We start from the raw sequence: 17,446 nt of genomic DNA on the forward strand, positions 1-17,446 counted from the left end.
GTCACCGTTCCACGGTGACGGCCACGTCGAGCAGCAGGGGTGTCTCGCGGGTGGCGAGCGACGGCATGACCTCGTCGAGCGCCCCCGTCAGGTCGTCGTACGTCTCCACCCGCACCGCGGGACACCCGAGCGACCGGGCCAGCGCCCCCATGTCCACCTCGTCGAACGCGGGCCACGGCGCCTTGCCGCCGCCGTGTCTCTCGGCGAGCCCGTCCATGACGGCGTACCGGCCGTTGGCGAGCACGACGAACAGCGCGCCCACCCGGTAGTGGGCGGCGCTCCAGAGGGCCTGCACGCCGTACAGGGCGGAGCCGTCGCCGACGACCGCGACGACGGGCCGGTCGGGCTGCGCCATCCGCAGCCCGACCGCCGCGGGCAGGCCGAACCCGAGCCCGCCCATGGCGGCCGAGAGGAACCCGAAGGAGGTCCGGGCGGGCACGAGCGCGTGCAGGTCCGGGCGCGCGGACGGGGCCTCCTCGATGAGCGCGACGTCGTGGGGGAGCCGCCCGGCCAGCTCGCGCAGCACGTCCGTGGGGCGCAGCGGCCCGCCCGCGTACGGCGAGTGGCCGTGCGTGCGTGACCAGGCGCCGCCCCGCCCGGATGAGGGCACGAGGTCGGCCAGGCGGGCGCAGACGGCCTCGGGCGAGGCGAGGTACGCCAGGTCGGCCGGGCTGCGATGCGCCACGTCGGGATCGTCGGTGACCAGCGCGACCACGGTGCCGGCAGGGACGAGCGGCCCGGGCACGTACGAGTACTGCCGGAACACCGGCGCCCCCACCGCCAGCACCACGTCGTGGGGCGCCAGCCGCTCCCGCAGCTCGTCCCGCTCGCCGGGCAGCACCCCGCCGTACTGGGGATGGTCCTGCGGGAACCCGGCGCGCCCGCCGAACGACTCCTGGTAGACGGGGCACCCCAGCCGCTCGGCCAGCGCCACGAGCGCGGCCCAGCCGGAACCGACGCCCGCGCCGGAGACGATCGCCGGCCTGCGGGCCCCGGCCAGCAGCTCCACGAGGGGCGCGAGGTCGGCGTCGGCGACGGCGGCGGGCCGCAGCAGCCGTACGGGGGCGGCCACGGTCTCGCCGTCGAAGGGCGCCGCCCAGTCGTCCATGGGCACGACGACCAGCGCGGGCCCCCTCGACGTGGCGGCCTCGTGGTAGGCCCTGGCGACCGCGCCGGGCACGTCCTGGGCCCGTACCGGATGGTCGGCGCGTACGGGGTAGTCGCCGGCGAGCCCGGTCAGCCGCCCGGCGAGGAACGGCTCCAGCGCCAGATGCCGCCGGTCCTGCTGGCCGACGAGGACGACCAGCGGCACCCGGTTCTCCCTGGCGGTGGCGATGGCGTTGACGGCGTTGCCCAGCCCGGCGGCCGCGTGCAGCAGGGCCAGCGCGGGGGCGGCGCGGCCGATCGCCCAGCCGGTCGCCATGCCGACCACGGACCCTTCGTGCAGGCCGAGCACGAAACGCAGGTCGTCAGGGAGCCCGGCCAGCAGCGGCACCTCGGTGGAGCCGGGGTTGGCGAAGATGGTGGTCAGCTCGTAGCGGCGAAGGATGTCGAAGACGGCGTCCCTGACGGTCCTCAAAGTGCCTCCCAGCCTCGATGTGCCTGGAAGCTACGCCTTCACGGGCGCCTGTCAAGGGGGACGATCAGCGGCTCCGGTACCGGTCGGTGGCCAGGCGGGTGGCGCGGATGGCGGCGTCCGCGGTGTCGTAGCGCCGCTGCGCCAGCCCGACGAAGATGCAGTCGACGATGAGGAGCTGGCTGATCCGGCTGGCCAGCGCTCCGGGACGGAAGGCGGTCTCGCGGCCCGCCGACACGAGCGTGTGGTCGGCCAGCTCGGCCAGCGACGACCGCGGGTTGTTCGTGATGGCCACGATGGCGGCGCCGGCCTCGGCGGCGGTGCGGGCGGGCACGAGCACGTCGGGGGTCTCCCCGCTGCAGCTGATCGCCACGGCCACGTCGCCGGTTCTCAGCAGCGCCGCGCTGGTCAGCGCGAGGTGGGCGTCGCTGAACGGGTGGCTGGACAGCCCGATCCGCAGCAGTTTCTGCGACATGTCCGCCGCGACCAGCCCGGAGGCGGCGACCCCGTACACGTCGACGCGCCGCGCCTCGGAGATGGCCGCGACGACCTCGCCGAGCTGGTCGGGGTCGAGCTGGGCGGCGGTGTCGGCGAGCGCTTCCGACTCGGCCCGCGCCACCTTGGCGATGACGTCGGTGAGCGGGTCGTCGGGGCCGAGGTCGCCGGGCACGAGCCGCTCGGGCTCCTTGGCCACGGCCGCCGCCAGCGCGAAGCGGAGCTGGGAGTACCCGGAGAAGCCGAGCGCCCGCGCCGTGCGCACGATCGTCGCCTCGCTCGTCCCGGACACGCCGCTGAACTCGGTGATCGTGCTGCGCACGACCAGGCCGGGGTCGTCGAGGATGAGCCGCGCGATCGACTGCGCCGCCGGCGTGAGGGAGGGCAGCACGGCGCGTACGGCGGCGACCGGGTTGGCGGGCTCGGCGCTCACGTGACGATCCATTCGGCGACGGCCTGCGCGGAGACGCGGGAGATGCCGTGCGTGGCGACGTGGGTGGCGCCCGGCGGCGGGGCGGGGACGCCGGTGTCGACGATGATCGCGTCGGGCCGCACGGCCAGGGCCTTGGCGACGGTGTCGCGCACCCAGGGGTGGCGGGCGGCGTCGTGCACCACGAGCACGACCGGCCGCTCGTCGAAGGCGGGCAGCTCGCCGTCGGGGCCGAGCCGCACACTGTCCGTGTTCGGGAGCAGGGCGGCGAGCGCGGCGGTGACGCCGGTCTGCGTGGCGGGGTCCACGGCCTGGTTGAGCCGGGTGTTGATCTCGACGACCAGCGGGCCGCGGTCGAGCCCGGCGGTGCCCGACGTGGTCAGCGCCGCGCGGGCGGCCCGCAGGCCGACGCCCTGGTCGATGTCGTCGTGGGCCTTCGCGCGGGCGCCGGACTGGGAGGCGTACCAGCCGGACAGGGCGCGCACCCGCGCGGCGGCCTCCGCGAGCCTTTCCTCGGGCAGCCGCCCGTCGCGGACGGCGGCGACGACGGTGTCACGCAGCTCGCGCAGGCCGTCCTCGCTGGTCAGGCCGACGCAGACGGCGTCCACGCCGGCGGCGAGCGCGCGCACCGCGATCTCGCCGGGGCTGAACATGGCGGCCACCGCCCGCATCTCGATCGCGTCGGTGACGAGCATCCCGTCGAACCCGAGCTCGCCCCTGAGGAGCTCGGTCAGGACGGTACGGCTGAGCGTCGCCGGCATCGACGGGTCGAGGGCGGGCACGAGCAGGTGGCCGGACATGATCGAGCGCACCCCGGCGTCGATCGCGGCTCTGAACGGCGGCAGGTCGCGCTCGGCGAGCAGGTCGCGCGAGGCGTGCACGGTGGGCAGGGCCAGGTGGGAGTCGGTGACGGTGTCGCCGTGGCCGGGGAAGTGCTTGGCGCAGGCGGCGACGCCGGCGCCCTGGACGCCCCGCACGTAGGCGGCGGTGTGGCGGGCGACGAGCGCCGGTTCGGGGCCGAAGGAGCGCACGCCGATGACGGGGTTGGCGGGGTTGGCGTTCACGTCGGCGGAGGGCGCGTAGTCGAGCGTGATGTCGAGGTCGGCGAGCATCTTGCCGATCTGGCGGCCCACCTGCTCGGTGAGGTCCACGTCGTCCACGACGCCGAGCGCCCGGTTGCCGGGGAAGGAGCTGCCGGCCATGACCTCCAGGCGGGTGACCGTGCCGCCCTCCTCGTCGATGGCGATCACGGTGCCGGGGTGCTCGGCGCGGAGCTGCCGGACGAGCCGCCCGTTCACGGCGTTGCGGGCGAACAGGACCACGCCGCCGAGACCCTCCCCCAGCGCGCGGCGCAGCCAGTCGGGGGCGGAGGTTCCCTCGAACCCCGGATGCAGCACCGTCATCGCCAGTCTGTACAGGTCACCGCTCATCGGCATTTTCCTTCACAGTTGTTGATCTGAAGGTAATTTTCTGTCATCGTCGGCCTCGACACAACCACTTCCGGGAGGCCACCCCCCATGCCGAGCAGAAGGACTCTCCTGAAGGGTCTCGCCCTCGCCGCCGCCGCTTCCGCCGTCCCGCTGCCGGCCTTCGCCGAGACCGGCTACGTCCCGCCGTTACGGCAGATGCGGGGCATGTGGATCGCGTCCGTCGTCAACATCAACTGGCCGTCCAAGCCCGGGCTGAGCGCCGACGAGCAGAAGGCCGAATACCTCGCCTGGCTCGACGTGGCCGTCCAGCGGAAGCTCAACTCGGTCTTCGTGCAGATCAGGCCGACGGCCGACGCGTTCTGGCCGTCACCGTACGAGCCGTGGTCGCAGTACCTCACCGGCACCCAGGGCCAGGACCCCGGCTACGACCCGCTCGGGTTCGCCGTGGAGGAGACGCACAAGCGCGGCCTGGCCTTCCACGCCTGGTTCAACCCGTACCGGGTCTCGATGCAGGCCGACCCCGCCAAGCTGCACCCCGACCACCCCGGCCGGCGGCACCCCGACTGGATCCTGCCGTTCGGCGGCAAGCTCTACTACAACCCCGGCATCCCCGAGGTCCGCAAGTTCTGCCAGGACGCCATGATGGACGCGGTCACCCGCTACGACATCGACGGCCTGCACTTCGACGACTACTTCTACCCGACCAACACCACGGCCTTCGACGACGCCGAGGAGTTCGCCAAGTACGGCGCCGGCTTCCCCGACCTGGCCTCCTGGCGGCGCAACAACGTCGACCTCATGGTCTCGGAGATGCAGCAGCGCGTCCTGGCGGCCAAGCCGGAGATCGCCTGGGGCATCAGCCCGTCCGGCATCTGGCGCAACAAGGCCAGCGACCCGCTCGGCTCCGACACCAACGGCGGCCAGTCCTACGACAACCTGCACGCCGACACCCGGGGCTGGGTCAAGAAGGGCTGGCTCGACTACATCGCGCCGCAGCTCTACTGGTACATCGGGCAGCCCCCGGCCGACTACTCCAAGCTCGTGCCCTGGTGGTCGGACGTCGCCAGTGGCACGAACACGTTGTTGTGGATCGGGCAGGCGGCGTACAAGGCGGGCGACCCCGCGCAGGCCGCCGAGTGGCAGGTGCCGGGCGAGCTGTCCAGGCATCTGACGCTCAACCGCGAGCACCCCGAGATCTCCGGCGACATCTGGTACAACGCCAACGACGTCAAGGTGGACCGGATCGGCTCCATCTCCGCCGCCGTCAACGACCACTACCAGCGGCCCGCGCTGGCGCCCGTGCTGCCCAGGCTGGCCGGCGGGCAGCCGCCCAGGCGGCCGGTGCTCGCCTCCGCGCGCCGCCGCGCGGACGGGGTGGAGGTACGGGCGGTGGCCACCGGCAGGGACGAGCCGTTCCTGTTCGCCATCTTCCGCTTCGACCGGCACGCGGGCTCCGGCGACTTCGCCGACGCGCGCCACCTCGTCGCGGTCGTGCCGGGCGACCGGCAGATCCGCTGGACCGACCCCGACGGCAGGCGCGGCGACCACTACTACGCGGTCGCGGTGGACCGGGCCAACCGGACGAGCAAGCCGAGCAACGGTTTCCGGGCGATCTGAGGGGATGCCGCCGGGACGGATTCCAGGCGCTGAGGGATGCCGCCGGACGGATGCCGGGCGATCTGAGGGATGCTGCCCGGGCATGGAGAACGGATGATGAAGTGAGTTGATCTGAGGGCGTGCTGCGCCTGCGCGCGTCGCCGGCCATTTCCTGACCGGCGACGAGCCCGGCGCCGCCCTTCGGACGGTCACCGCTGCTCGAACCCTGCCGAGATCGGCACGGTAGTGGGTGGCTCAAGGTTCCGGGATGCTGCCGGAACCCCTCGCCGTAGCCCCGGTCGCGAATCCAGAAGCCCTGTTAAGACGCCCTGCGCCCGGCCGCCGATGGCTGCTCGGCCGTGGCACCCGACGCGCGCTGTGGCGGGACCACAGGGGTCGGGCGCACCAGACCGAGCGCCACGACCTCGTTGGCCAGCCGGGTGCGCCGGTTGGTGCCTTCGGGGATCCTGAACTTCTGGTAGAGCCGCAGCAGGTGCTGCTTGACCGCGGCCTCCGTCACGACCAGGTCGTCGGCGATCTCGCGTGCGGTCGCCGGAGCGACGAACGCCTCGTCCGACAGCGCCGGCCTGCAGAGCGAGGTCAGCACGTCGACCTCGCGCCTGGTCAGCTCGGGCGCGGCCGCCCTGCGCAGCTCGACCTCGGGGGTGAAGTCCTCTCGGGGGACTCCACCGATGCGACCCCGCGCCGCGCCGAAGGAGACGACGTCGCCGTCGTCAAGGACCCTCCGGGCGATCGGCCTGCCGTTCACCCGCGTGCCGTTCCTGGACAGGCCCAGGTCCACGACGTACAGGTAAGGTCCTCGTCTGACGAACTCGGCATGGAGTCGAGACACGCTGGGATCGGTGAGCCGGATATCGACACCCCGGCCCCTTCCGACCGTCGTGATCTCGGGGCGCAACGGGACCACCTCGCCAGTGTCCTCGATGCGTATGAACGGCCCCTCCACGGCAGTTCCTCCCCAGGTAGCCCGCCGTAACTATTACTACAGCTCCGGCTTACCCAACCGAGGGGATGCGGAATCTCCTTTGCCGAAAGGAGAATCAGTCGTGAAATTGGTCTGGACCTTTGCGGTCGGTTTTGCCTGCTCACGGGTAGACTTCGGTCGAAGATAAGCGGAGGAAACACTCATGGCGGACAAGCCCACGAAAGGTCTGGCCGATGTCGTCGCGGCGTCCACGGCGCTGAGTGACATCGACGGAAAGGCCGGTCGCCTCTTCTACCGTGGATATGACATCCACGACCTGGCCGGCCGCGCGACGTTCGAGGAGACCGCACACCTGCTCCAGCGTGGCAAGCTGCCCACCCGCTCCGAGCTCGACGCGTACGGTGCCGAGCTGGCGCAGGGCAGGGAGCTGGGCGCCCTGGTGTCCGCGAACATCGAAGAGATCGCCGAGAAACAGAAACCCATGGAGGCGCTGCGCTCGCTGGTCTCGCTCTCCGGCGCCGACGACCCCGACAAGGACTCCATCACCCCCGACGCCAACCTGCGCAAGGCGGCCCGCCTGGTCGCGCAGCAGCCGCTGCTCGTCGCCCGCTACCACGCCGCCCGCACCGGCTCCGAGGTCCCCGAGCCGGACCCCTCACTGAGCATCGCCGCGAACTTCCTGCTCCAGGTCACCGGCCGCACCCCCGACCCGCGCGAGGTCGAGATCTTCGACGAGTGCCTGGTGCTGCACGCCGACCACACCATGAACGCCTCCACCTTCGCCGCCCGCGTCTGCGCCGCGACCCTGTCGGACATGCACTCCGCCATCGTCGCCGCCATCGGCACCCTCAAGGGCCCGCTGCACGGCGGGGCGAACGAGCAGGTCATGAAGACCCTGGAGTCGCTCACCCCGGGAGGCGTGGCCCAGGCCGTCCGCGACAAGCTCGCCGCCGGCGAGAAGATCATGGGCTTCGGTCACCGCGTCTACAAGACCGAGGACCCGCGCGCCACGCACCTGCGCAAGATGTCGGCCGAGCTGGGCGAGTCCAGCGGCGACGACACCTACTACCGGATGTCGAAGGAGATGGAGGAGGTCGTCTTCGAGACCAAGGGTCTCTACCCCAACGTCGACTTCTACGCCGCCTCCGTCTACCACTACCTCGGCATCCCCACCGACCTGTTCACGCCGGTCTTCTCCATCAGCCGCATGTCCGGCTGGACCGCTCACGTCATCGAGCAGCACGCCGACAACCGGCTGATCCGCCCCGACAGTGAGTACATCGGGGAGACCGACCAGAAGTGGAAGCCGATCGAAGAACGGTGAGCCATCAGTCCGAGAAACAGGAGACTTGGGGGCCGTACCCGCTGATCCTGGCGGGTGCGGCCGTCGGCGTGCTCGTGACCTTCGTCGTGAATCCGCGCTGGGGCGGGTTCGTGCTGGGCGCCGTCATCATGATCGCCGCCGCGCTGCGTTTCGCCGGCTACGGCGGGCAGCTCGCGCTGAGGAGCAGGAAGATCGACGTCATCACGCTGTCCGTCTTCGGATTCGTGCTGGTCCTGACCTCGCTCCTGCTTTACAACAACGAGCTGAAGGCGCTCATCCTGTCCCTTTTCGCACCGTGACCTGGCGGTCCGATAGCCTCAACGCATCCATTCATTGAAGGGGAACCATTCGCATGCCCAAGATCAAGGTGGAGGGCCCCGTCGTCGAGCTTGACGGCGACGAGATGACCCGGATCATCTGGCAGTTCATCAAGGACCAGCTGATCCTTCCCTACCTCGACGTCGACCTGAAGTACTACGACCTCGGCATCGAGCACCGAGACGCCACGGACGACCAGGTCACCATCGACGCCGCGAACGCCATCAAGAAGTACGGCGTCGGTGTGAAGTGCGCCACCATCACCCCGGACGAGGCGCGCGTCGAGGAGTTCGGCCTCAAGAAGATGTGGAAGTCCCCCAACGGGACCATCCGCAACATCCTCGGCGGCGTGATCTTCCGCGAGCCGATCATCATGTCGAACGTGCCGCGGCTCGTGCCCGGCTGGACCAAGCCGATCGTCGTCGGCCGTCACGCCTTCGGCGACCAGTACCGCGCGACCGACCTGAAGATCCCCGGCGAGGGCACGCTCACCCTGACGTACACGCCGAAGGACGGCTCCGAGCCGATCGAGCTCGACGTGTACGACTTCCCCGGCTCGGGCGTCGCGATGGCGATGTACAACCTCGACGAGTCGATCCGCGACTTCGCCCGCGCGTCGATGCGTTACGGCCTGGCCCGCAACTACCCGGTCTACCTCTCGACGAAGAACACCATCCTCAAGGCGTACGACGGCCGCTTCAAGGACATCTTCGCCGAGGTCTACGAGAGCGAGTTCAAGGACGAGTTCGAGAAGGCCGGCCTGACCTACGAGCACCGCCTCATCGACGACATGGTCGCCGCGGCGCTGAAGTGGGAGGGCGGCTACGTCTGGGCCGCGAAGAACTACGACGGCGACGTCCAGTCCGACACCGTCGCCCAGGGCTTCGGCTCGCTCGGCCTGATGACCTCGGTCCTGATGACCCCCGACGGCCAGACCGTCGAGGCCGAGGCCGCGCACGGCACCGTGACCCGCCACTACCGCCAGCACCAGCAGGGCAAGCCCACCTCCACCAACCCGATCGCCTCGATCTTCGCGTGGACGCGTGGCCTGGCCCACCGCGGCAAGCTCGACAACACCCCCGAGGTGACCGACTTCGCGAACAAGCTGGAGCAGGTCTGCATCGAGACCGTCGAGGGCGGTCAGATGACCAAGGACCTCGCGCTGCTCGTCGGCGGCGACGCCGAGTGGCTCACCACTCAGGACTTCCTGGCGGCTCTCGACGAGAACCTCAAGAAGAAGATGTCGGCCTAAGCGCCGCGGAAAACGGCCTCTACCTGCGGATCCCCCGCGTGGTAGAGGTCGTTTCACTGTCTGCCGCCGCCCCGGGCGCGGTCGGCTTTTTGGGGGTTTCCCACAAATGCAGCCCCGAAGCGTGCGCTGTGTACGACATGGGCGCAGCCGGTCGTCAGGCGGAAGAGTTGATACTGCACGGGGCTGTCGTGCCGCAGGGGCGCACATCGTTGGTCTACAGGAGGGCTCGGTCGGGTGTTCAGTCGTGTCGCCATCGTCAATCGTGGTGAGGCCGCAATGCGGCTCATCCACGCCGTACGTGACCTCGCCGCGGAGACCGGGACACGGATGGAGACCGTCGCCCTGTTCACCGACGTCGACCGTACGGCCACGTTCGTCCGCGAGGCGGATCTGTCCTACGACCTGGGCCCGGCCGCGGCGCGCCCGTACCTCGACCTGAAGGTGCTGGAGCGGGCGCTGCTGGAGACGGGGGCCGACGCGGCGTGGGTCGGGTGGGGCTTCGTCGCCGAGGACCCGGCGTTCGCGGAGCTGTGCGAGCGGATCGGGGTCACCTTCGTCGGGCCGAGCCCGACGCCATGCGCAAGCTCGGCGACAAGATCGGCGCGAAGCTGATCGCCGAGGAGGTCGGCGTGCCGGTCGCGCCGTGGAGCCGGGGCGCGGTCGAGACGCTCGACGCCGCCCGCGAGGCGGCGGCGCGGATCGGGTACCCGCTGATGCTGAAGGCCACCGCGGGCGGCGGCGGGCGCGGCATCCGCGTCATCCACGACGAGGCGGAGCTGGATGCCGCCTACGAGCGCACCAGCCAGGAGGCGGCGCGGGCGTTCGGCAGCGGCGTGGTGTTCCTGGAGCGGCTGGTCACCGGGGCCCGGCACGTCGAGGTGCAGGTGATCGCCGACGGGCAGGGCACCGCGTGGGCGCTGGGCGTCCGTGACTGCTCGGTGCAGCGGCGCAACCAGAAGATCATCGAGGAGTCGGCGTCGCCGGTGCTCGGCCCGGAGCAGGTGGCCGAGCTGAAGGCGGCGGCCGAGCGGCTGGCCGTCCGGGTCGGTTACCGTGGCGCGGCCACCGTCGAGTTCCTCTACCACCCGGGCGAGCGGATGTTCGCCTTCCTGGAGGTCAACACCCGGCTCCAGGTGGAGCACCCGATCACCGAGGCCACCACCGGGTTCGACCTGGTCAAGGCACAGCTGCACGTGGCCTCCGGCGGCCGGCTCGAAGGCGCGCCGCCGGCCGAGCGCGGCCACGCCATCGAGGCCAGGCTCAACGCCGAGGACCCCGACCGCGACTTCGCGCCGTCGCCGGGCCGCATCGCCCGGCTCGACCTGCCCGCCGGGCCCGGCATCCGGGTCGACACCGGCGTCAGCGAGGGCGACACGATCCCGGCCGACTTCGACTCCATGATCGCGAAGATCATCGCGTACGGCCGCGACCGCGACGAGGCGCTCGGGCGGCTGCGCCGGGCGATGTCGCGCACGTCCGTCATCATCGAGGGCGGCGCCACCAACAAGAGCTTCGTGCTCGACCTGCTCGACCAGCCCGAGGTGATCGACGCCAGCGCCGACACCGGCTGGATCGACCGCGTCCGCGGCGAGGGCAGGCTCGTCTCGCACCGCCACTCCGGCGTCGCGCTGGCCGCCGCGGCGATCGAGGCGTACGAGGAGGAGGAGCGCGCCGAGCGGCAGCGGCTGCTCGCGACCGCGTTCGGCGGGCGCCCGCAGGTGCAGCACAAGAGCAGCCGGCCGCTCGACCTCAAGCTGCGCGGCGCCGGCTACCGCGTGCGGGTCGCCCGGGTCGGCGCCCACCGCTTCCGCGTCGCCGTCGAGGCGGGCGGCGACGTGCGCACCGCCGACGTCGAGCTCGACCGTTTCGACCGTTACACCGGCCAGATCGTCGTCAACGGCAGCCGCTACCGGCTGCTCACCGGCACGCACGGGGCCACCCACCTGATCGAGGTGGACGGCGTGGCGCACCGCGTCAGCCGCGACGAGGGCGGCGTCGTCCGCTCGCCGGCGCCCGCGCTGGTCGTCGCCACGCCGCTGGAGGTCGGCGCCGAGGTCGAGGCGGGCGCCCCGGTCCTGGTGCTGGAGTCCATGAAGATGGAGACGGTGCTGCGGGCGCCGTTCAAGGCGCGGCTGAAGGAGATCTCCGTCTCCGTCGGCAGCCAGGTCGAGACCGGCGCGCCGCTGCTGCGGCTGGAGCCGCTGGCCGACGACGACGCCGCGCTCGAGGAGGTGGCCGGCGCCGTCGACCTCGACCTGCCCGCCGCGCCCGGCGAGATCCCGGCGCGCGAGCGCACCAGGCGCGGCCAGGAGGGCCTGCGCAGCCTGCTGCTGGGCTACGACCTCGACCCGCACGGCGAGCGCGCGATGATCGACGACTACCTCGAAGCGCGCCGCGCCGCCATCGAGGAGGGGCACCGGCCGCTGGAGGAGGAGCTGGAGCTGTTCGAGGTCTTCGCCGACCTGGCCGAGCTGAGCCGCAACCGGCCGGCCGGCGAGGACGGCGACGAGCACGTGCACAGCCCGCGCGAGTTCTTCCACACCTACCTGCAGAGCCTCGACGTCGAGCGGGCCGGGCTGCCGGCCAGCTTCCAGGCCAAGCTGGCCAAGGCGCTGCGGCACTACGGCGTCACCGACCTGGAGCGCACGAGCGAGCTCGAAGGCGCCGTGTTCCGCATCTTCCTGGCCCAGCAGCGCGCCTCCGCCGACGCCGCCGTCCTGGCGACCCTGCTGCGCACCTGGCTGCGCGAGCCGCCGCCCGACGGCGCGCTGCGCGAGCCCGCCGGGCTCGTGCTGGAGCGGCTGCTGGCCGCCACGCAGGTCCGCTTCCCGGTGATCTCCGACCTCGCGCGCGGCGTCGTGTTCGCCTGGTTCGGCCAGCCGCTGCTGCGCCGCAACCGCGCCCGCGTCTACGCCGCCGTCCGCAAGCACCTGCGCCACCTCGACGCGCACCCCGACGCGCCCGACCGCGCCGAGCGCATCGCCGAGATGGTCCGCAGCACCGAGCCGCTGGTGCGGCTGCTCGGCCAGCGCCTCGTCCGCGACGACCTCGACAACGCGGTCATGCTGGAGGTGCTGACCCGGCGCTACTACGGCAACAAGCCGCTCATCGCCGTGCGCACCAGCCAGGTCGCGGGCTGCGCGTTCGTGATCGCCGAGCGCGCCGGCTCGTGCGTGGTCTCCTCCGCGGTGAGCTTCGAGGCGCTGGGCAGCGCGCTGCGCGGCCTGGCCGAGCTGGCCGGCGACCGCCAGGACGTCGTCGACGCCGACATCTACCTCGCCTGGGAGGGGCAGCCGGAGGACTCCGACGCGATGGCCGCCGCGCTGCACGAGGTCGTCGCCGCGCAGCCGCTGCCGGAGCAGGTCCGCCGCATCACCGCCACCGTCGCGGGGCGCGGCGGCGCGGTCATGCACCACCACTTCACCTTCCGCCCCTCGGCCGAGGGGATGGCGGAGGAGCGGCTGATCCGCGGCCTGCACCCGTACATCGCCGAGCGCATGCAGCTCCAGCGGCTCGGCAAGTTCGACCTCACCCGGCTCCCGTCCTCCGACGAGGAGGTCTACCTCTTCCAGTGCGTGGCGCGGGAGAACCCGTCCGACGACCGCCTGATCGCCTTCGCCCAGGTGCGCGACCTGACCGAGCTGCGCGAGCACGACGGCCGGCTGGTCGCGCTGCCGACGGCCGAGGACGTCATCGCCGCCTGCGTCGACTCCATCCGCCGGGCCCAGGCGCGGCGGCCGTCGAAGAAGCGCCTCAACACCAACCGGATCGTGGTCTACGTCTGGCCGCCCAGCAACCTCACCCGCGCCGAGATCGAGATGCTCGCCCGGCGCGTGCTGCCGACGACCGCGGGCGCCGGGCTGGAGGAGACGCTGTTCATCGCGCGCCAGCGCGACCCGGAGACGGGCGCGCTGACCAAGGTGGCCGTGCGCATCTCCCTCGACGCCACCGGCGCGCCCAAGCTGACCATCGGCCAGCCGTCCGACGAGCCGATCGAGCCGCTCGACGACTACCGGCAGAAGGTCCTGCGGGCCAGCAGCCGCAACACCGTCTACCCGTACGAGCTGACCGGCATGCTCGGCGACTTCGTCGAGCACGACCTCGACGAGAACCACGCGCTGGTGCCCGTCGACCGGCCGAAGGGCCGCAACACGGCGGCCATCGTCGCGGGCGTGGTCACCACCCGCACCAGGCGGCACCCCGAGGGCATCGCCAGGGTCGTGCTGCTCGGCGACCCGACGAAGTCGCTCGGCGCGCTGTCGGAGCCGGAGTGCCGCCGGGTGATCGCCGCCCTCGACCTGGCCGAGCGGATGCGGGTGCCGCTGGAGTGGTACGCGCTGTCGGCCGGCGCCCGGATCTCCATGGAGTCCGGCACCGAGAACATGGACTGGATCGCCGCGGCGCTCAAGCGCATCGTGGAGTTCACCCAGGACGGCGGCGAGATCAACATCGTGGTCGCGGGCATCAACGTGGGCGCGCAGCCGTACTGGAACGCCGAGGCGACGATGCTCATGCACACCAAGGGCATCCTGGTCATGACGCCCGACTCGGCCATGGTGCTCACGGGCAAGCAGGCGCTCGACTTCTCGGGCGGCGTGTCGGCCGAGGACAACTTCGGCATCGGCGGCTACGACCGCGTGATGGGCCCCAACGGGCAGGCCCAGTACTGGGCGCCGAACCTGTCCGCGGCCCGCGACGTGCTGATGTCGCACTACGACCACACCTACGTCGCCCCCGGCGAGCAGGGGCCGCGTCGGGCGAAGACGACCGACCCGGTCGACCGCGACATCTCCGACTTCCCGCACGTGGTGGAGGGCAGCGACTTCAGCACGGTCGGCGAGATCTTCTCCAGCACGGCCAACCCCGACCGCAAGAAGCCGTTCGACATCCGCACGGTGATGCGGGCGCTGTCGGACCAGGACCACCCGGTGCTGGAGCGCTGGGCGGGCATGGCCGACGCGGAGACGGCGGTCGTCCAGGACGTGCACCTCGGCGGCATGCCGGTGTGCCTGCTCGGCATCGAGTCGCGCTCGGTGCCGCGGCGCGGCTTCCCGCCCACCGACGGCCCCGACACCTACACGGCGGGCACGTTGTTCCCGAGGTCGTCGAAGAAGGCGGCGCGGGCGATCAACGCGGCCAGCGGCAACCGGCCGCTGGTGGTGCTGGCGAACCTGTCCGGCTTCGACGGCTCGCCGGAGTCGATGCGCAAGCTGCAGCTCGAGTACGGCGCCGAGATCGGCCGGGCGATCGTGAACTTCCGCGGGCCCATCGTGTTCTGCGTGATCTCGCGCTACCACGGTGGCGCGTTCGTGGTGTTCTCCAAGGCGCTCAACCCGAACATGACCGTGCTGGCGCTGGAGGGCTCCTACGCCTCGGTGCTGGGCGGGGCCCCGGCCGCCGCGGCGGTCTTCTCCGGTGAGGTCAACGCCCGTACCGCGGCGGATCCGCGCGTCCAGGACCTGGAGGCGCGCGTCGCGGCGGCGTCCGGGGCCGACCGGGCGGCGCTGACGGCCGAGCTCGACGAGCTGCGCACCTCGGTGCGCTCGGAGAAGCTGGGCGAGGTGGCGGCGGAGTTCGACCGCGTGCACAACATCCGGCGCGCGGTCGAGGTCGGCTCCGTGGACGCGGTCATCAGCGCCGCGGAGCTGCGCCCGCGGATCATCGAGGCCATCGAGGCCCGGCTGAAGTAACGATCGTCGCAGGTGAGGGGCCGTCCGCCGGGCGGCCCCTTTCCCATGTCTTGACGCGTACGGCGGCGTGGCGGTGTTGATCACGTGGGTATGAGCCAGCTCAAGAACAGTCGTACGCGTTTCGGGGGGTTCGGATGCGACTGAGAATTTTGGGTGGGCTGGGGGTGCTCACTGCCGCCGTGATCCTGACCGGCTGCGACTCTCAGCCGGACACCACGAAGCTGGCCGGGACCAAGGTGGACGCCGCCGCCAAGCTGAAGGCGACCAAGGCGGCCAAGGTCAAGAACGCCGCCAAGGTGAAGGCCAACGAGCTCGGGCAGATCCCGGTGCTGATGTTCCACCGGATCGTGCCGAAGCCGCAGACGACCGACGACAGGTCGCCCCAGCAGTTCAGGGCGGACCTGGAACGGCTGGTGCGGGAGGACTACGTGCCGATCACGGCCGCCGAGATGGTGGCCGGCAAGATCGACATCCCGGCCGGCAAGCACCCCGTGGTGCTGACCTTCGACGACTCCTCGCCCTCACAGCTCACGCTGAACGAGATGGGCGTGCCGCAGAAGGACACCGCGGTCGCGATACTCAAGGAGGTCGCCGCCGCGCACCCGGGCTGGAAGCCCAAGGCCACGTTCTACGTCACGCGCGACATGTTCGGCAAGACCACGCGCGAGGAGCAGGCGCAGATGCTGCTCTGGCTCAAGGACAACGGCTTCGAGATCGGCAACCACACCAGCGACCACCTCAACCTGCGCGGCCGCTCGCACAAGGAGGTCGAGGAGCAGATCGGCAAGATCGCCCAGCAGATCAACTCGCTGTCGTACACCAAGCCGACCACGATCGCCCTGCCGTACGGCAACCAGCCGAACAAGAAGGACTGGGCGCTGAACGGCAAGCTCTACAAGCACCAGGGGGCCTTCCTGGCCGGGTACACGCCCGCGCCGGCGCCCTTCAGCAAGTCGTTCGACGCGGCGGGCATCCCGCGCATCAAGGCCATGGACAAGAAGGGCGACTGCGCGCAGTTCTGCTCGCACGCCTGGCTCGACTGGCTCAAGAAGAACCCGGACATGCGCTACACCTCGGACGGTGACGTGCGCACGGTGGCCTATCCGAAGTACAAGGCGCCGTACCTGCGCAAGTCCTTCACCACCTGGAGCCTGCCCTACTGAACGACGCGGAAGGTGATCCCCGCGCGGTGCAGGCGCTCGATGAGGGGCCGGCCCATGGCCGAGGCCGTGGTGAGCTGGCCCGCCCGTTCGGGGACGTCGTCGAAGGCCAGGCAGAGAGCCGACTCCGCGAGCATCTTCGCGGTCTCGTCGTAGCCGGGGTCGCCGCCCGCGACCTCCGTGACGACGCGCTCGCCGCCGCCCTCGCCCAGGAACGTGACCTTGAACCAGCTCCTGGCCCGCCGGGCCGGTGACGGCCCCTCACCGGGGCGTACCCGGCCCCGCATCCAGCGGCGGGCCGGCGGGAGCTGGGCGAGCGCCGCGAACGCGCCCGCGCCCGCCACCGTGGCCAGCGCGCGCGGCAGCGTGCGGACGGCGTAGTGCTGGCGGTAGGTGAAGTCGGGGCCGTAGCGGTCGAGCAGGCGCGCGGAGTAGCCGACGATGTGCGGGTCGACGGTCGGCATGGGCAGGGCCCAGCCGCCCACGTAGCGCAGCCCGCCGGGCCGGGAGCTGACCGTGCGGCCCTTGGGCCTGGGCTCGGCCGAGCGGCGCTGTGTGGCCTGCTCGGCGGCCTGGCGGGCGCGGCCCAGCACCGTCAGCACGGTGGCCGCCGTGCCGCCCGACGGGCGCCCGTGGACGCGCAGGAAGCCGCTGACCCGCAAGGGGACGCCCTCCGGCAGGCGGGTGATGGTGTAAAGGACGCCGAGGTCCCACGGGATCGAGTCGAAGCCGCACGCGTGCACCAGCTTGGCGCCGCTGCGGGCCGCGCGGTCGTGGTAGCGCACGTACACGCGGTCCACGAACTCCTGCTCGCCTGTGAGGTCGAGATAGTGGGTGCCGGCGTCGGCGCAGGCGGCGACCAGCGGCTCGCCGTGCAGCGCGTACGGGCCGACCGTGGTCGCCAGCACCCGGGTCTGCCGGGCGAGCTTCGCGAGCGAGGCCGCGTCCGCCGCGTCGGCGACCAGCACCGGCACGTCCAGCCCCAGCCGCTCCAGCCTGGCCCGGTCGCGCCCCGCCAACGCCCAGCGGGTGCCGGGCCCCGCGGCCCTGGCGAGGTAGGCGGCCGTCAGCGCGCCGGTGAACCCGCTCGCGCCGAACAACACGATGTCGAAGGGGCGATCCATGATCCTGAGGCTTCCCCGAACGGGCGGGAGAAGCAAGGCGGGCGGGGCTCGCGATCAACGAAAGACACGAAGCCGTGACGTAGCCAAACCTTAACCGATCCCTGC

10 protein-coding genes and 1 pseudogene are annotated in these 17,446 nt (G+C 71.7%); 6 read left to right on the forward strand and 5 right to left on the reverse strand.

What is annotated here, in order from left to right:
• Window position 1 precedes the first annotated feature (1 nt).
• From KIS93_RS38300 to KIS93_RS38310, 3 genes are all read right to left on the reverse strand, one after another.
• Window positions 2–1,579 carry a thiamine pyrophosphate-dependent enzyme gene (locus KIS93_RS38300; protein ID WP_080043066.1) on the reverse strand — a complete coding sequence of 526 codons (1,578 nt, stop codon included), beginning with the start codon at window positions 1,577–1,579 and terminating at the stop codon, window positions 2–4.
• A gap of 64 nt (window positions 1,580–1,643) precedes the next feature.
• Window positions 1,644–2,504 (reverse strand): MurR/RpiR family transcriptional regulator, encoded by an 861-nt coding sequence (locus KIS93_RS38305; RefSeq protein ID WP_155128591.1) that lies wholly within the window; start codon window positions 2,502–2,504, stop codon window positions 1,644–1,646.
• Window positions 2,501–3,931 (reverse strand): glycoside hydrolase family 3 protein, encoded by a 1,431-nt coding sequence (locus KIS93_RS38310; protein ID WP_080043064.1) that lies wholly within the window; start codon window positions 3,929–3,931, stop codon window positions 2,501–2,503. Before KIS93_RS38310 ends, KIS93_RS38305 begins: the two co-directional genes overlap by 4 nt.
• 87 nt (window positions 3,932–4,018) lie before the next feature.
• Between KIS93_RS38310 and KIS93_RS38315 the strand changes: the two genes are divergently transcribed.
• Entirely contained in the window at window positions 4,019–5,548 is a 1,530-nt protein-coding gene (locus KIS93_RS38315) for a glycoside hydrolase family 10-like protein (RefSeq protein ID WP_080043063.1), read from the forward strand.
• Between the two features lie 298 nt (window positions 5,549–5,846).
• Here the strand turns inward: KIS93_RS38315 and KIS93_RS38320 are convergent, their stop codons facing one another.
• Window positions 5,847–6,494, reverse strand: coding sequence for an FHA domain-containing protein (locus KIS93_RS38320; protein ID WP_080043062.1), 648 nt, complete (start codon window positions 6,492–6,494; stop codon window positions 5,847–5,849).
• 181 nt (window positions 6,495–6,675) lie between these two features.
• Between KIS93_RS38320 and KIS93_RS38325 the strand changes: the two genes are divergently transcribed.
• The 5 genes and pseudogenes from KIS93_RS38325 (at window position 6,676) to KIS93_RS38345 (ending at window position 16,220) form a co-directional block, all read left to right on the forward strand.
• Window positions 6,676–7,797, forward strand: a complete 1,122-nt coding sequence (locus tag KIS93_RS38325) for a citrate/2-methylcitrate synthase (protein WP_080043061.1) — start codon at window positions 6,676–6,678, stop codon at window positions 7,795–7,797.
• Window positions 7,794–8,096, forward strand: a complete 303-nt coding sequence (locus KIS93_RS38330; protein WP_186404637.1) for a DUF3017 domain-containing protein — start codon at window positions 7,794–7,796, stop codon at window positions 8,094–8,096. The genes KIS93_RS38325 and KIS93_RS38330 overlap by 4 nt, the downstream gene beginning before the upstream one ends.
• A gap of 53 nt (window positions 8,097–8,149) precedes the next feature.
• Window positions 8,150–9,367: an NADP-dependent isocitrate dehydrogenase gene (locus tag KIS93_RS38335; RefSeq protein WP_080043059.1), complete on the forward strand. Its 1,218-nt coding sequence runs from the start codon at window positions 8,150–8,152 to the stop codon at window positions 9,365–9,367.
• Window positions 9,368–9,601: 234 nt separating this feature from the next.
• A pseudogene (locus tag KIS93_RS38340) lies at window positions 9,602–15,057 on the forward strand (ATP-binding protein).
• 164 nt (window positions 15,058–15,221) lie between these two features.
• Window positions 15,222–16,220 carry a polysaccharide deacetylase family protein gene (locus KIS93_RS38345; RefSeq protein ID WP_080043057.1) on the forward strand — a complete coding sequence of 333 codons (999 nt, stop codon included), beginning with the start codon at window positions 15,222–15,224 and terminating at the stop codon, window positions 16,218–16,220.
• On the opposite strand, the gene KIS93_RS38350 is transcribed toward KIS93_RS38345, so the two are convergent.
• Window positions 16,214–17,341, reverse strand: a complete 1,128-nt coding sequence (locus KIS93_RS38350; protein WP_080043056.1) for a saccharopine dehydrogenase family protein — start codon at window positions 17,339–17,341, stop codon at window positions 16,214–16,216. The genes KIS93_RS38345 and KIS93_RS38350 overlap by 7 nt on opposite strands.
• Window positions 17,342–17,446 lie beyond the last annotated feature (105 nt).

This window comes from [Actinomadura] parvosata subsp. kistnae (genome assembly GCF_900323885.1).
Lineage (GTDB): Bacteria > Actinomycetota > Actinomycetes > Streptosporangiales > Streptosporangiaceae > Nonomuraea > Nonomuraea composti.

Coding starts and splice junctions, on each gene's coding strand:
- KIS93_RS38325 (WP_080043061.1), top strand. CDS start 6,676: ATGGCGGACAAGCCCACGAAAGGTCTGGCCGATGTCGTCGCGGCGTCC.
- KIS93_RS38335 (WP_080043059.1), top strand. CDS start 8,150: ATGCCCAAGATCAAGGTGGAGGGCCCCGTCGTCGAGCTTGACGGCGAC.
- KIS93_RS38315 (WP_080043063.1), top strand. CDS start 4,019: ATGCCGAGCAGAAGGACTCTCCTGAAGGGTCTCGCCCTCGCCGCCGCC.
- KIS93_RS38350 (WP_080043056.1), bottom strand. CDS start 17,341: ATGGATCGCCCCTTCGACATCGTGTTGTTCGGCGCGAGCGGGTTCACC.
- KIS93_RS38310 (WP_080043064.1), bottom strand. CDS start 3,931: ATGAGCGGTGACCTGTACAGACTGGCGATGACGGTGCTGCATCCGGGG.